Origin of the sequence: Cellulomonas wangleii (assembly GCF_018388445.1) — a bacterium.
GTDB lineage: Bacteria > Actinomycetota > Actinomycetes > Actinomycetales > Cellulomonadaceae > Cellulomonas > Cellulomonas wangleii.
The window spans coordinates 2,454,052-2,467,121 of record NZ_CP074405.1; the positions used below are offsets into that span (position 1 = coordinate 2,454,052).

At 73.6% G+C, this 13,070-nt stretch carries 14 protein-coding genes; 7 read left to right on the top strand and 7 right to left on the bottom strand.

What is annotated here, in order from left to right:
- Positions 1–141 precede the first annotated feature (141 nt).
- Both KG103_RS11305 and KG103_RS11310 read left to right on the top strand, forming a co-directional pair.
- Complete coding sequence (locus tag KG103_RS11305; RefSeq protein WP_207341045.1) at positions 142–519, top strand: DUF4870 domain-containing protein; 378 nt, start codon at positions 142–144, stop codon at positions 517–519.
- On the top strand, positions 516–902 hold the full coding sequence (locus KG103_RS11310) for a DUF4870 domain-containing protein (protein WP_207341044.1): 387 nt from the start codon (positions 516–518) through the stop codon (positions 900–902). The genes KG103_RS11305 and KG103_RS11310 overlap by 4 nt, the downstream gene beginning before the upstream one ends.
- Before the next feature lie 18 nt (positions 903–920).
- Here KG103_RS11310 and hemW read toward each other — a convergent pair whose 3' ends face one another.
- Complete coding sequence (gene hemW, locus KG103_RS11315; protein ID WP_207341043.1) at positions 921–2,159, bottom strand: radical SAM family heme chaperone HemW; 1,239 nt, start codon at positions 2,157–2,159, stop codon at positions 921–923.
- 25 nt (positions 2,160–2,184) lie between these two features.
- Entirely contained in the window at positions 2,185–4,077 is a 1,893-nt protein-coding gene (gene lepA, locus KG103_RS11320) for a translation elongation factor 4 (protein ID WP_278186609.1), read from the bottom strand.
- Positions 4,078–4,235: 158 nt separating this feature from the next.
- Between lepA and KG103_RS11325 the strand changes: the two genes are divergently transcribed.
- Complete coding sequence (locus KG103_RS11325; RefSeq protein WP_207341042.1) at positions 4,236–4,976, top strand: maleylpyruvate isomerase family mycothiol-dependent enzyme; 741 nt, start codon at positions 4,236–4,238, stop codon at positions 4,974–4,976.
- 62 nt (positions 4,977–5,038) lie between these two features.
- A complete protein-coding gene (locus KG103_RS11330; RefSeq protein WP_207341041.1) occupies positions 5,039–5,920 on the top strand; it encodes a class I SAM-dependent methyltransferase in 882 nt (293 codons plus the stop codon).
- Here the strand turns inward: KG103_RS11330 and KG103_RS11335 are convergent.
- From KG103_RS11335 to KG103_RS11345, 3 genes are read right to left on the bottom strand one after another with little or no spacing between them, the layout of a single operon-like run.
- Positions 5,904–6,743 (bottom strand): transglutaminase family protein, encoded by an 840-nt coding sequence (locus KG103_RS11335; RefSeq protein ID WP_207341040.1) that lies wholly within the window; start codon positions 6,741–6,743, stop codon positions 5,904–5,906. The two genes, KG103_RS11330 and KG103_RS11335, sit on opposite strands and share 17 nt — an antisense overlap.
- Positions 6,740–7,669, bottom strand: coding sequence for an alpha-E domain-containing protein (locus tag KG103_RS11340; RefSeq protein ID WP_207341039.1), 930 nt, complete (start codon positions 7,667–7,669; stop codon positions 6,740–6,742). Before KG103_RS11340 ends, KG103_RS11335 begins: the two co-directional genes overlap by 4 nt.
- On the bottom strand, positions 7,663–9,252 hold the full coding sequence (locus KG103_RS11345; protein WP_207341038.1) for a circularly permuted type 2 ATP-grasp protein: 1,590 nt from the start codon (positions 9,250–9,252) through the stop codon (positions 7,663–7,665). Before KG103_RS11345 ends, KG103_RS11340 begins: the two co-directional genes overlap by 7 nt.
- Before the next feature lie 129 nt (positions 9,253–9,381).
- Here KG103_RS11345 and KG103_RS11350 point away from each other — a divergent pair, with 129 nt between their 5' ends.
- On the top strand, positions 9,382–9,843 hold the full coding sequence (locus tag KG103_RS11350; RefSeq protein WP_307859526.1) for a type II toxin-antitoxin system PemK/MazF family toxin: 462 nt from the start codon (positions 9,382–9,384) through the stop codon (positions 9,841–9,843).
- Between the two features lie 144 nt (positions 9,844–9,987).
- On the top strand, positions 9,988–10,248 hold the full coding sequence (gene rpsT / locus KG103_RS11355) for a 30S ribosomal protein S20 (protein ID WP_089799688.1): 261 nt from the start codon (positions 9,988–9,990) through the stop codon (positions 10,246–10,248).
- 127 nt (positions 10,249–10,375) lie between these two features.
- On the opposite strand, the gene KG103_RS11360 is transcribed toward rpsT, so the two are convergent.
- On the bottom strand, positions 10,376–11,704 hold the full coding sequence (locus KG103_RS11360) for a helix-turn-helix domain-containing protein (RefSeq protein ID WP_207341037.1): 1,329 nt from the start codon (positions 11,702–11,704) through the stop codon (positions 10,376–10,378).
- Between the two features lie 196 nt (positions 11,705–11,900).
- On the bottom strand, positions 11,901–12,026 hold the full coding sequence (locus tag KG103_RS19025) for a hypothetical protein (RefSeq protein ID WP_256439578.1): 126 nt from the start codon (positions 12,024–12,026) through the stop codon (positions 11,901–11,903).
- Between the two features lie 194 nt (positions 12,027–12,220).
- Here KG103_RS19025 and KG103_RS11365 point away from each other — a divergent pair, with 194 nt between their 5' ends.
- Positions 12,221–12,949: an EAL domain-containing protein gene (locus KG103_RS11365; protein WP_207341036.1), complete on the top strand. Its 729-nt coding sequence runs from the start codon at positions 12,221–12,223 to the stop codon at positions 12,947–12,949.
- The last annotated feature ends 121 nt before the right edge of the window (positions 12,950–13,070 follow it).

Here is a 13,070-nt window from a genome sequence, read left to right on the forward strand (position 1 = left end):
GGCGCGGACACGCCCTCCTCGCAGGGAACCCACCCGCCCTGCGGCGTGTCAAGGCACCGCGCCGCCGACCGTGGCGCGCCCCGGTCACCGGGCCGTACGCTGCGGACGCCCGCCACCACCGACCACTCCTGGAGCCGCCCCGTGTCGTACGACCCCCGGGACACACCGCCCCGCCCGCCCGCGCCGAGCAACACCCTGGCGATGGTGGCGCACCTCGGCGGTGTGCTCACCTACCTGTTCGCGGGGTGGGTCGTGTCCCTCGTGGTCTGGCTGGTCCAGCGGGACCAGGACCGGGCCGCGGCGCAGGAGGCGCGCGTCGCGCTCAACTTCCAGCTCACGGCGCTCATCGCGATGGTCGTGCTGCACGTCGTGGAGCAGTTCCCCGTGATCGGGATCATCGGGTGGATCGGCAAGCTCGCGGTCGGGGTCGTCGCGCTCGTGCTCTCGATCGTCGCGGCCGCCGCCGTGTACCGCGGCGGGTCGTACCGCTACCCGTTCAGCCTCGAGCTCGTCCGGTGAGCACGCCCGCACCCCCGTCCGGGTGGGACGCACCTGCACCCGTCTCCCCGCTGCGCCCGGAGGACGAGCGGACCTGGGCGATCCTCGTCCACCTGCTGCCGCTCCTCGGGCTGGGGTTCCTGGCGCCGCTCGTCGTCTGGCTCGTCTTCCGGGGCCGCGGGCCGTTCCTCGAGCACCACGCCAAGGAGTCGCTGAACTTCCAGCTGACGGTACTGATCGCCGTGGTCTCCGGCGTGCTGCTGTCGGTGGTGCTGTTCGGCATCCCGGCGCTTCTCCTCGGCCTCGCCGGCGTGCTGTGGGTGGTCCTGGAGATCCTCGCCGCCGTCGCCGCGAGCCGGTGGGAGTGGTACCGCTACCCGCTGACGCTGCGGCTGGTCCCCTGAGCCGGGGACGCGCACCGGTCAGACGGTGAGCGCCCGCACGACCGCGTCGGCCAGCAGCCGGCCGCGGCGGGTCAGGACGACCCGGCGCGGACCGTCACCACCGAGCGCGGCGCGCGGGTCGACCAGCCCGTCCGCGACGAGCCCGGCGACCGCCGGACGTGCACCCGCGGGCAGGTCGTCGACCAGCAGGCCCTCCGCGATGCGCACGCGCAGCATCACCCGCTCCAGCTCCGCGGTCGCGCCGGCGACGACCTCACGCCCCGCGGCGGGACTCAGCCCGCGCCCCAGCCGGTCGGCGTACGCCCGCGGGTGCTTGACGTTCCACCACCGCACGCCGCCGACGTGGCTGTGCGCCCCGGGGCCGATCCCCCACCAGTCGTCGCCGCGCCAGTAGCCGAGGTTGTGCCGTGAGGCGTCGGCCGGTGTGCGCGCCCAGTTGCTCACCTCGTACCAGTGCAGGCCCGCCGCGGTCAGCAGGTCGTCCGCCAGCTCGTACTTGGTCGCCTGGTCGTCCTCGTCGGGCAGCGTCAGCTCGCCGCGGCGCACCTGCACCGCCATGCGCGTGCCGGGCTCCACCACCAGGGCGTAGGCGCTCACGTGGTCGACCCCCGTGGCGAGCGCGGCGTCCAGGGACCGTCGCCAGTCGTCGAGCGACTCCCCCGGCGTGCCGTAGATCAGGTCCAGCGAGACCCGCAGCCCCGCGTCGCGTGCCCAGCGCACGACGTCGGGGATCCGGTCGGGGTCGTGGGTGCGCTCGAGCGTGCGCAGCACGTGCGGGACGGCGGACTGCATGCCGAACGACACGCGCGTCACGCCGGCGGCGGCCAGCCGCGCCAGGCCGTCGGGCGTGACCGAGTCGGGGTTGGCCTCCGTCGTGACCTCGGCGCCCGGGGCCAGACCCCACGTGTCCCGCACCCCGTCGAGCATCCGGACCAGGTCGTCCACGGGCAGCAGCGTCGGGGTTCCCCCGCCCACGAAGACGGTGGCCACCTCGCGCGGGGGCAGCCCGGCCGCCCGCAGCACCCGGTCCGCGAGCGCGACCTCGCTCAGCGCGGTGCCGGCGTACGCGGCGAGGCTCGCCCCGCCACCGAGCTCGGTGGCCGTGTAGGTGTTGAAGTCGCAGTACCCGCAGCGCACGGCGCAGAACGGCACGTGCAGGTACACGCCGAAGGCGCGGCCCTGTGCACCCTCGGCGGCCGAGGCGGGCAGCGCACCGTCCGCGGGGGCGGGGTCGCCGTCGGGCAGCGCGGGGCTCACCGGGCACCGCCCGTGGCCACGCTGCTCACTTCTTCTTCGCGTCCTTGGCGTCCTTGCCGCCGCCGCCGTCCGACGACAGCGCGGCGATGAAGGCCTCCTGCGGCACGTCGACCCGACCGATGGTCTTCATGCGCTTCTTGCCCTCCTTCTGCTTCTCCAGGAGCTTGCGCTTGCGGGAGATGTCACCGCCGTAGCACTTGGCCAGGACGTCCTTGCGGATGGCCCGGATGGTCTCGCGGGCGATGATGCGGGCGCCGATCGCCGCCTGGATCGGCACCTCGAACTGCTGGCGCGGGATGAGGTCCTTGAGCTTGGCCGTCATCATGACGCCGTAGGCGTAGGCCTTCTCCTTGTGCACGATCGCGCTGAACGCGTCGACCGTCTCGCCCTGCAGGAGGATGTCGACCTTGACCAGGTCGGCGACCTGGTCCCCGACGCGCTCGTAGTCGAGGCTCGCGTAGCCGCGCGTCCGGGACTTGAGCTGGTCGAAGAAGTCGAACACGATCTCGGCCATCGGCAGTACGTAGCGCAGCTCGACGCGGTCCTCGGAGAGGTAGTCCATGCCCTGGAGCTCACCGCGCTTGGTCTGGCACAGCTCCATGATCGCGCCGATGAACTCGGACGGGGCCAGGATGGTCGCCTTCACCATCGGCTCCCGCACGGCCAGGATCTTGCCCGAGGGGAACTCGCTCGGGTTGGTGACCGTGACCACGCTCTTGTCCTCGAGCGTGACCTCGTAGACCACGTTCGGGGCGGTCGAGATCAGGTCGAGGTCGAACTCGCGCTCGAGCCGTTCGCGCACGATCTCCAGGTGCAGCAGGCCGAGGAACCCGACGCGGAAGCCGAACCCGAGCGCGACCGACGTCTCCGGCTCGTAGTTCAGCGCCGCGTCGTTGAGCTTCAGCTTGTCGAGCGCGTCGCGCAGGATCGGGTAGTCGGTCCCGTCGATCGGGTAGAGCCCGGAGAACACCATCGGCTTGGGGTCCGAGTACCCACCGAGCGCCTCCGCGGCCGGCTTGCCGGCGTTGGTGATCGTGTCGCCGACCTTGGACTGGCGCACGTCCTTCACGCCGGTGATGAGGTAGCCGACCTCGCCGACACCGAGCCCCTTGGTCGGAACCGGCTCCGGGGAGCTCACGCCGATCTCGAGCAGCTCGTGCGTCGCGCGCGTCGACATCATGACGATCTTCTCGCGCGGGTTCAGGTTGCCGTCGACCACGCGGACGTACGTGACGACGCCGCGGTAGGTGTCGTAGACGGAGTCGAAGATCATCGCGCGCGCGGGCGCGTCCGCGTCGCCCGTGGGCGGCGGGACCAGCTCGACGATGCGGTCCAGGAGCGCCTCGACCCCGACGCCGGTCTTGCCCGAGACCTTCAGGCAGTCCTCCGGCTCGCCGCCGATGAGCTTGGCGAGCTCCTCGGCGTACTTCTCCGGCTGCGCCGCCGGCAGGTCGATCTTGTTGAGGACGGGGATGATCTGCAGGTCGTTCTCGAGCGCCAGGTAGAGGTTGGCGAGCGTCTGGGCCTCGATCCCCTGGGCGGCGTCGACCAGCAGGACGGCACCCTCGCACGCCGCGAGCGAGCGCGACACCTCGTACGTGAAGTCGACGTGGCCCGGGGTGTCGATCATGTTGAGCGCGTACGGCTGCACGGTGCCCGTCGCGTCCGCGACCCCCCACGGCATGCGCACGGCCTGCGACTTGATCGTGATGCCGCGCTCGCGCTCGATGTCCATCCGGTCGAGGTACTGCGCACGCATGGCGCGCGCGTCCACGACGCCCGTCAGCTGCAGCATCCGGTCGGCGAGCGTCGACTTGCCGTGGTCGATGTGCGCGATGATGCAGAAGTTGCGCAGCAGCTCGGGTGCGGTCGCCGAGGGACGGATCGCCTCGGCGGCGGTGGCGGACGGGATCGGCAACTCGGCGTTCTCCGGCTTCTGGACGATCTGTGGGCGGTCGGTCGACCGTGGCGCTGGTGCCGTCGCGACGCCGGGCTCGCCCGTGGTCGGCGGGATCCCGACCCCCGGTGGCGGACCCGACCCTGTCGGGTGTCGGCGGCGGACACCACCATGGTCCCATGACACGCGACCTGGGCGACGCAGCCGTGACGACGGTGCCGGGGTCCCAGCCGGACCTGGCGACGCTGGCCGCGCTGCAGGAGCGGTTCCGCACCGGCATCGGCGAGGTGGCGCCGGACGTGCCGGTGCCGTGGTGCGGGCGCTGGCGCGTGCGCCACCTCGTGGTGCACCTCGCCCGGATCCACCACTGGGCAGCCGGGCAGGCGCGCCGCCGCCAGGAGACCCCGCTCGGCCGCGGCCCGTTCGTCCTGGACGACCTGTACGCCGCGCAGGCCGCCGAGCTGCACGAGACCCTCGCGGCCCTCGACCCGGACGCACCCGCCTGGACCCTCGACGACAGCGGCGTCGTGCGCTTCTGGCACCGCCGCCAGGTCCACGAGACCCTCGTGCACCTGTGGGACCTGCGGACCGCCGGCGACCTGCCCCTGGAGGTCGCACCCGCGCTGTGGGCCGACACGGTCGACGAGGTCGTGCGCGTGATGCATCCCCGCCAGGTGCGACTGGGCCGGTCGACAGCGTCGCCGGTGCGGGTCGGGCTCGCCGCGACGGACGCGGGCCGGACGTGGACCGTGCACGCGCGGGACGACGCGCCTGCGGCGCCCGTCGCCGAGGTGGCCGGTCCGGCGGCCTCGCTCGCCCTGCTGCTGTGGGGACGCACGACGCTCGACGACCCGCACCTCGCGGCGACGGGCGACCGTGCCGCCCTGCAAGCGGCACTGGGAGGTCCCCTGACCCCCTGACCTGCTCGTGCGCGCAGATTTCCTCGTGCACGGCGGACGGCCGCAGGGCTACGGTCCGGCGCATGGACGACTACCTCGCGATCAACCGCGCCAACTGGGACGCCCGGGTGCCGGTGCACCTCGCGAGCGGGTACGGCACGCACGAGCTGGTCGCCGACCCGACGGCCCTGTCCGGTGTCGTGCGGTTCGACCTGCCGCGCCTCGGTGACATCGCCGGCCTGGACGCGGTGCACCTGCAGTGCCACCTCGGCACCGACACGCTCAGCCTCGCGCGGCTGGGGGCGAGGGTCACCGGTCTCGACCTGTCGGGCGACGCGATCGCTGCCGCGCAGGACCTGGCAGCCCGCGCGGGGACCGACGTCGAGTACGTCGTGTCGGACGTGTACAGCGCGGTCGACGTGCTCGGACCGGCGCGGTTCGACCTCGTGTACACGGGCATCGGCGCGCTGTGCTGGCTGCCCAGCATCGAGCGCTGGGCCCGGACCGTGGCTGGGCTTCTGCGGCCGGGCGGGCGGCTGTTCGTCCGCGACGCGCACCCCGTCCTGCTCGCGTCCCTGGGGATGGTGGTCGGCGCGGAGCATCCCGATCGGGCCCAGCAGCCCTGGATCACCGCACCCGGCACGGCGACGCCCGCGCTGGAGCTGCCGTACTTCGAGCAGCCCGAGCCGCTGCGCTGGCACGACACCCTCACCTACACGGGCGGCGAGCCCGTCGCGGCACCGCTCTCGGTCGAGTGGAACCACGGCCTCGGCGAGATCGTGACGGCCGTGCTGGATGCCGGCATGGAGATCACCGGGCTGCACGAGCACGACAGCGTGCCGTGGGACGCGCTGGCCGGTCTGATGACCCACGACGCCGCGACGGGTGAGTGCCGGCTGACGGACCGGCCCGAGAGGCTGCCGGCGTCGTTCACCCTCACGGCACGGCTCAGGCCTCGCGCGTGATCCGCACCTGCACCTGCAGGTCCTGCGTGCGCGGCCCGGCGTAGATGCCGCGCAGGGGCGGGACGTCGTCGTAGCAGCGACCACGCCCGAGCACCACGTGGTGCTCCCCGGCACGCACGCGGTTGGTCGGGTCGTACCCGGTCCACTCCCCCGCCCACCACTCGACCCACGCGTGCGACTCGCCCGTGACGGTCGCGCCGAGCTCACCGGACGTGTCGGGGTGCAGGTAGCCGGACACGTAGCGCGCCGGGATGCCGACCGACCGCAGCGCACCGAGCGCGAGGTGCGCCATGTCCTGGCACACCCCGGTGCGCTTGGCCCACGCCTCCGCGGCCGGGGTGTGCACGGTCGTGGCGCCGGGGATGTACTCCAGCTCGTCGCGCACGGCGAGGCACACCGCCTCGGCGGCGTCCGACGGCTCGAGGCCGGTCGCCGCGCGGCGCGCGATCTCCACGACGTCGTCGGGCACCTCGGTCGTGCTGGTGTCCGCGAGGTGCTCGGACAGCCGGTCCCGCACCTCCGGCCCACGCAGCACCTCCCAGCCCACCGACGCGGTCGGCCCGGGGCGCTCGGCGACCTCGACCAGGTGCTCCGCCGTCAGCACCAGCGAGCGGTGCGGCGCCAGCACCTCGAACGCCGTGACGTGGGTCCCCCAGTAGTCCCGGTAGTCGTGGGTCCACGTCTGCGGGTGGACCTCGACGCGGGTCTCGAGCACCGACTGCCCCGGCTGGGACAGCGGCGTCATGCGCGCCTCGTTGTACGACGCCACCACGGGGTCGGCGTACCGGAACGTGGACGTGTGCACGATCCGCAGGCGGCTCACAGCGCCTCCCCCACCCAGGTCAGCTCGGCCCCGGACGGGAAGTACCGCCCGCGGATCGCGTCGGACGCCGCCGAGCACGCACGCTGCACCAGCTCCATCTCCTTCGGCAGGTCGTCCACGATCTCCATCAGCGGGCGGTACTCCAGGCTCGTCCGGACGTGGCCGATGTGGCGGCGCGCGTCGTCGATGGTCGCGCGGTCGGCGATCGGCTCCAGCGCCGCGAGCGACGCCTCCGCCTCGTTCAGGGCGTAGACGATCGACCGCGGGAACAGGCGGTCGAGCAGCAGGAAGCCCGCCGCGCGCTCGTCGGACGCGTTGCCGCGGTAGGTGCGCAGGAACGCCTCGTGCGCCCCGCAGGAGCGCAGCAGCGTGGCCCAGCTCGGGCCGGCCGACCCGGCCAGCGCGCGCGTCGTCAGCAGCCGCGCGGTCATGTCGGCGCGCTCGATCGACCGCCCGAGGACCATGAAGTGCCAGGTCTCGTCCCGCGACGTCGTCGACTCCATGATCCCGGTGACGATCGCGGCCCGCTCCCGCACCCAGGTGAAGTAGTCGTGCGGGCGGGCCGGACGCATCTGGGACGGCAGCTGGTTCCAGCTGGTGTTGAGGCACTCCCACAGCTCGGTCGAGACGATCTCCCGCGCCCGGCGCGCGTTCTCGCGGGCGGCCACCAGGGCACCGGCGATCGACGAGGGCGAGAACCGGTCGTACGCCAGGATGTCCAGGACGTGCTCGCGCCCCACCTCGAGGTCGTCGGGCGGCGCCGGGCGGTCCATGACGGACAGCAGCGAGCGGCAGGCCAGGTCCTCCTCGGCCCACGGGTCCTCGAGCAGGATCTGCACGTGGACGTCGAGCAGGCGGGCGGTGTCGTCCGCGCGCTCGACGTACCGGCCGATCCAGAACAGCGACTCCGCGATGCGGCTCAGCACGTCGCACCCCCGGTCGTCCGCTGCTGCTGCTGTTGCTGCTGCTGCATGACCTGCACGCGGGCGTCGGACGGGTTGGAGTCGATCGGCACGGACGCGTCCTTGGGGACGGCCTTCGGCCGCGACTGGCTCTGCGTCTGGGCCCGGCGCGGGACGCGGCCGCCCAGGACCCAGGTGTCCTTGGAGCCGCCGCCCTGCGAGGAGTTGACGACCAGCTGGCCCTCCGGCAGCGCCACCCGGGTCAGGCCGCCGGGCAGCACGTAGACCGAGTCGCCGTCGTTCACGGCGAACGGCCGCAGGTCGACGTGCCGCGGGCGCAGGCCGTCCTCCACGAGCGTCGGGACGGTCGAGAGCTGGACGACCGGCTGCGCGATCCAGCCACGGGGGTCCTCCCGCAGCCGGGCGCGCAGCACGTCGAGCTCGGCAGGGGTCGCGCGCGGCCCGACCACCAGACCCTTGCCACCCGACCCGTCGACCGGCTTCACGACGAGCTCGGGCAGCCGGTCCAGCACCTCCTCGAGCGCGCCCGGGTCCTCGAGCCGCCACGTGTCCACGTTCGGCAGGATCGGCTCCTCGCCCAGGTGGTACCGGATGAGGTCGGGGACGTAGGTGTAGAGCAGCTTGTCGTCCGCGACGCCGTTGCCCACGGCGTTGGCGATGGTGACGTTGCCGAGGCGCGCGCAGGTCATGATGCCCGGGCAGCCCAGCAGCGAGTCGGACCGGAACGTCACGGGGTCGATGAACTCGTCGTCGACCCGGCGGTAGATGACGTCGACGCGGCGGCGCCCCTGCGTCGTGCGCATCCACACCCGACCCCCGGAGACGTACAGGTCCCGCCCTTCGACGAGCTCGACGCCCATGGTCCGGGCGAGGAGCGTGTGCTCGAAGTACGCCGAGTTGAAGACCCCCGGCGTCAGGACGACCACCGTCGGGTCGTCGACGCCGTGGGGCGCCGCCGCGGTGAGCGCCGCGAGCAGCCGGCGCGAGTAGTCCACGACCGGCCGGATCCGCAGCGTGGCGAACAGCTCGGGGAACGTCTGCGCCATGGCGCGACGGTTCGACAGCACGTAGCTGACACCGGACGGCACCCGCACGTTGTCCTCGAGCACGCGCCAGCCACCGAGGGAGTCCCGCACCAGGTCGATCCCGGAGACGTGCACGCGCACGCCGTTGGGCGGCTCGATGCCCCGTGCGGCCCGGTGGAAGTGGTTGGACGAGACGACGACCGAGCGCGGCACGACGCCGTCGGCCACCGACTTCTGCGGACCGTAGACGTCCGCCAGGAACGCCTCCAGCGCCCGTACCCGCTGCGACACGCCGGGGGCCACGTGCTCCCACTCGTCGCCCGCCATCACGCGCGGGACGACGTCCAGGGGGAACGGACGCTCCTCACCGGCGAAGTCGAACGTGACGCCCTGCTTGAGGTACGACCGCGCCAGCGTGTCCGCCCGCGCGCGCAGCTCGCCCGCCGACAGCTGCGCCAGCGTCGAGTGCACGTGGCGGTACGCCGTCCGGATCTCGCCGTCCGGGCCGATCATCTCGTCCCACGCGGTACCGGCCGGGTAGTCGTCGAAGAGGTCGGCCATGGCGTGAATCTAGTCGGCCCGTGTCAACGTCGCGTTACGTGACGCGGTCGCCGCGACCTGGCCCCCGGCGGAGGACCGCGGCACCGCCCGCACCGCGCCGTCGACGCGGCGCGGCTAGGCTCGGCGACCGTGACCGACGGCCGCCGACCCTCCGCCCTGCGGCGCGTCGTGCGCCGGCTCCTGCACCCCTCGCCCCGCGGCACCGGGCCCGTCCGTCCCGCGTACGCGCCGAGCGCCGACGGCCGGCCGGACCCGGGCGAGGTCGTGTGGACCTGGGTGCCCTACGAGGACGACCCACGGCGGGGCAAGGACCGCCCGGTGCTCGTGCTGGCGGTGGAGGACGCCACCGTCGTCGCCCTCATGCTCACCAGCAAGGACCATGACCGGGACGCCGCGGACGAGGCGCGGCACGGACGCGTCTGGCTCGACGTGGGCAGCGGCGCGTGGGACCCGCGGGGTCGACCGAGCGAGGTACGGCTCGACCGGGTGCTGCGGCTCCCCGCGGACGAGGTCCGGCGCGAGGGCGCCGCACTGGACCGCCGCCGGTACGACGAGGTCGTCGGTGCGGCTGCCCGGCTGCACGGCTGGTAAGATGTCGAACCGCGTGCCCGCCTGGGTCGGCGGGCGCGGGCGCAGGCCTTTCCCGAGGGTGTCCCCACGCCCCAGTCCTGGCGCTGCGCATGCCCTCTACGACCTGTCGGATCGCTCCGGCGACCTAACCAAGAGAGTCCACACGTGGCGAACATCAAGTCCCAGATCAAGCGCATCCGCACGAACGAGAAGGCCCGGCTGCGGAACAAGTCCGTCAAGTCCGAGCTCAAGACGTACGTGCGTCGCGTCCGCGAGGCCGTCGCCGGTGGCGACAAGGACGCGGCGAACGCTGCGCTCGCCGTCGCGGCGCGCAAGCTCGACAAGGCGGTGTCCAAGGGCGTGATCCACGCCAACCAGGCCGCCAACCGCAAGTCGGCGCTCTCGAAGGCCGTCAACGGCCTCTGAGCCCGCAGCGCAGCTTCCACCTGCGCCAGGGACCTCGACGTCCCGCACGAACGCCGGAAGGGCGGCACCCCGCGAGGGTGCCGCCCTTCCGGCGTTCGTCGGACCTCGTCAGCCGACCAGGACCGCGTCAGCCACCCAGCGCCCACGTCTCGCGCGGCGCACCCGTCGGCACGGACGGGTGGAACCCCGCCTCGCGCAGGGCCCGGTCGAACGCCCGCGCCGCCGCGTCGACGTCGCCGCGACGCAGGTAGCGGTCGCCCAGGTCACGCCAGACGCCGGCGGAGTACCGCGTGGCCGCCATCATGCCCAGCAGGTCGGCCGCCCACTTGAACGACGCGGTCGCCCCCTCGTGGTCACCGCGGGCGTCGAGCACGTCACCCAGCGCGACGTGCGCCGTGGCGGACTCCAGCCGGGGCGAGTCGCCCAGTCCGTCCAGCGCCCGCCGGACGTCGGCCTCGGCCGCGTCCTCGTCACCCAGGAGCAGGTGCGCCCGCGACCGCTCGACCTGCAGGCGCGCGATGTCCAGCGCCGAGCCGACCGCGCTCACCCCCGGCTCCGCCCTGTCGATCTGCTCGAGCGCGGCCCGCGGGTCCGCCGGCTCGGAGCGCAGCAGGAGCCAGGCGTAGTTCACCCGCAGGCGGGGCAGGTCCCGGTCCGGCTCCCCCTCCGAGAGCAGGGCCAGCGCCCGCTCCGTGTACCGCTGCGCGAGCTCGTAGTCCCGGCGCTGCTCGGCCACGAGAGCGGCGTTCCAGTACACGCTGCCCCGGCCGCGGGGCGTGCCGAGCGACTCCGCGAGCCGCACGAGCTCCGCCGCGCGGTGCGTCGCGTACAGCAGGTCGCCGCGCTCGACGTACGCCCACAGCACGGTCGACGCGAGCCGCAGGTGCTCGTCGGTCCCCAGCAGGTCCGCCGCGTCGAGCTCCGCGAGCGTGCCCTCCCCCACCTCGACGGCCCGGTGCAGGTCGCCCGCCTCCAGGTAGCAGCCGACCAGGGCGGTCGTGAGCGAGGCGGCGCGCAGGTGGTCGGGACGCTCCCGCGTCTCGGCGAGCAACGGCTCGAGCAGCGTGATCGCCGTCTCCAGGTCGCCGAGCACCTCGTGGGCGCAGGCGAGCGTGGTGAGCGCCTCGACGCGCAGCACGGGCGTGACCACGGTGAGGTCCAGCGCGTCGATGCGCCGGGCGGCGCCGGCCGCGTCGCCGCTGGCCAGGTCGAGCCGCGCGTAGTCGACCTCGAGCCGGGTCCGCGCCTCGTTCGGGCCGTCCTCACCGTGCTTGAGGAACTCGAGCGTCGTACCGAGACGTTCCGCCAGCACGCCGAGCGCGGTGTCCGTCGGTTCGCGGTGCCCCGCCTCGATGAGGGAGATGTAGCTGGGCGAGAACGCGTTGCCCGCCAGCGCCGTCTGGGAGAGCCCGGAGGCCAGCCGCGCCTCACGCACGCGGTCACCGATCGTCGTCATGAAAAGTCATTCTACGTATGACGTCCGTGAAAGCCATCCCCCTGGCGATGAACTGCGTGCCATTCACCCTGAGGGATGCGCGGCGCGCCGGGCCGGGCACGACGACCTCCCGACCCGGCGCGCGACGCCGACGGCCGGCGGAGCGTGACTGATCACCACCGACCGGTCGTCGACCTGCGTCCCGCGGTGCGCGCGATCAGAGGGCCTTGCAGCAACCGCTGGCGCCACCGTTCATCGAGACCGAGGCGGTGGCGGCAGGAACGCCGACGACGAGGGAACCGGCGATGGCGAGAGCGGCGATTGCACTGGTGAGCGGCTTCATGGTCGTTCTCCTGTCAGAGGGCTTCGTGCTCCCTGGGGGCGTGAGATCGACGGCCCGCCAGGTCGGGACGCGTCGCCGACAGGGTGACACATCGGAAGGATCTGCGCGAACACCCGTACACCCGAACGGGTCGGTCGGATTTCCACCCCCTCGACACGTGATCACCCGTCCGCACCTGTGGTGTCATAGGGGCCATGACATCGGACGACCAGGACGCGACGCTCGCCCGGCTCGGCGCGGCGGTCGATGCGGCGATCCCCCGCGCCCTGCGGCGCGCCTGGGAGCAGCACCTGGCGCACGACCCGGTGCTCGTCGCCCGGCAGGGGATCTACTCGACGCACGGGCGGCCGTTCGCGTACCAGCTCTCCTACCGCGCGCCCGGCCACCACCCGGACCTCGCCCGCACGTGGGACCGGGCCGCCCACGAGCACGCCACGGACCACGTGCTGCGCGCCACGTTCGGGCGCGCCGACCTCGAGCACGTCGCGCACGGGCGCCTGCTGTTCGTCCGCTGCCCGCGCGCGCACCTGCTGGGTGAGCTCCCGGTCCCGGCACGCCCGGACCGCCTGGTCATCGAGGTCAGCACCACTGCCGAGGTCGACGCCGCGGCGCTGGCCGGCCTGCGTCGACTCCGTGAGCAGGGCTTCCGCATCGCGCTGCCGGCCTTCGTCGACCGCCCGGAGCAGCGGCGCCTGCTGCCGCACGCCGACTTCGTCAAGGTGGACGTGCGCGACCTGGACGTCGAGGGCGACCCGGTGGTCCGTGTCGCGCGCTCGTTCGGCGCGATGCTCGTCGCGGAGTACGTCGAGTCTCCCGAGGTCCTGCGCCATGCGCGCGACCTGGGGTTCACGCTCTTCCAGGGCAACCTGATCGAGCGGGCGGGCGTCCTCGACCGGGCGGGGGCCCGGCTCGTCGGGCACTGATGTCCGCCCCCCCCCCCCCCCCCCCCCCCCCCCCCCCCCCCCCCCCCCCCCCCCCCCCCCCCCCCCCCCCCCCCCCCCCCCGCACGTGCCCTGCCGGCGCGGTGCCGGGGGTGTCACGGCG

Excerpts from the sequence above, each read along its gene's own strand:
- KG103_RS11325 (WP_207341042.1), top strand. The coding sequence starts at position 4,236 with ATGACACGCGACCTGGGCGACGCAGCCGTGACGACGGTGCCGGGGTCC.
- KG103_RS11330 (WP_207341041.1), top strand. The coding sequence starts at position 5,039 with ATGGACGACTACCTCGCGATCAACCGCGCCAACTGGGACGCCCGGGTG.
- KG103_RS11345 (WP_207341038.1), bottom strand. The coding sequence starts at position 9,252 with ATGGCCGACCTCTTCGACGACTACCCGGCCGGTACCGCGTGGGACGAG.
- KG103_RS11360 (WP_207341037.1), bottom strand. The coding sequence starts at position 11,704 with ATGACGACGATCGGTGACCGCGTGCGTGAGGCGCGGCTGGCCTCCGGG.
- KG103_RS19025 (WP_256439578.1), bottom strand. The coding sequence starts at position 12,026 with ATGAAGCCGCTCACCAGTGCAATCGCCGCTCTCGCCATCGCCGGTTCC.
- KG103_RS11365 (WP_207341036.1), top strand. The coding sequence starts at position 12,221 with ATGACATCGGACGACCAGGACGCGACGCTCGCCCGGCTCGGCGCGGCG.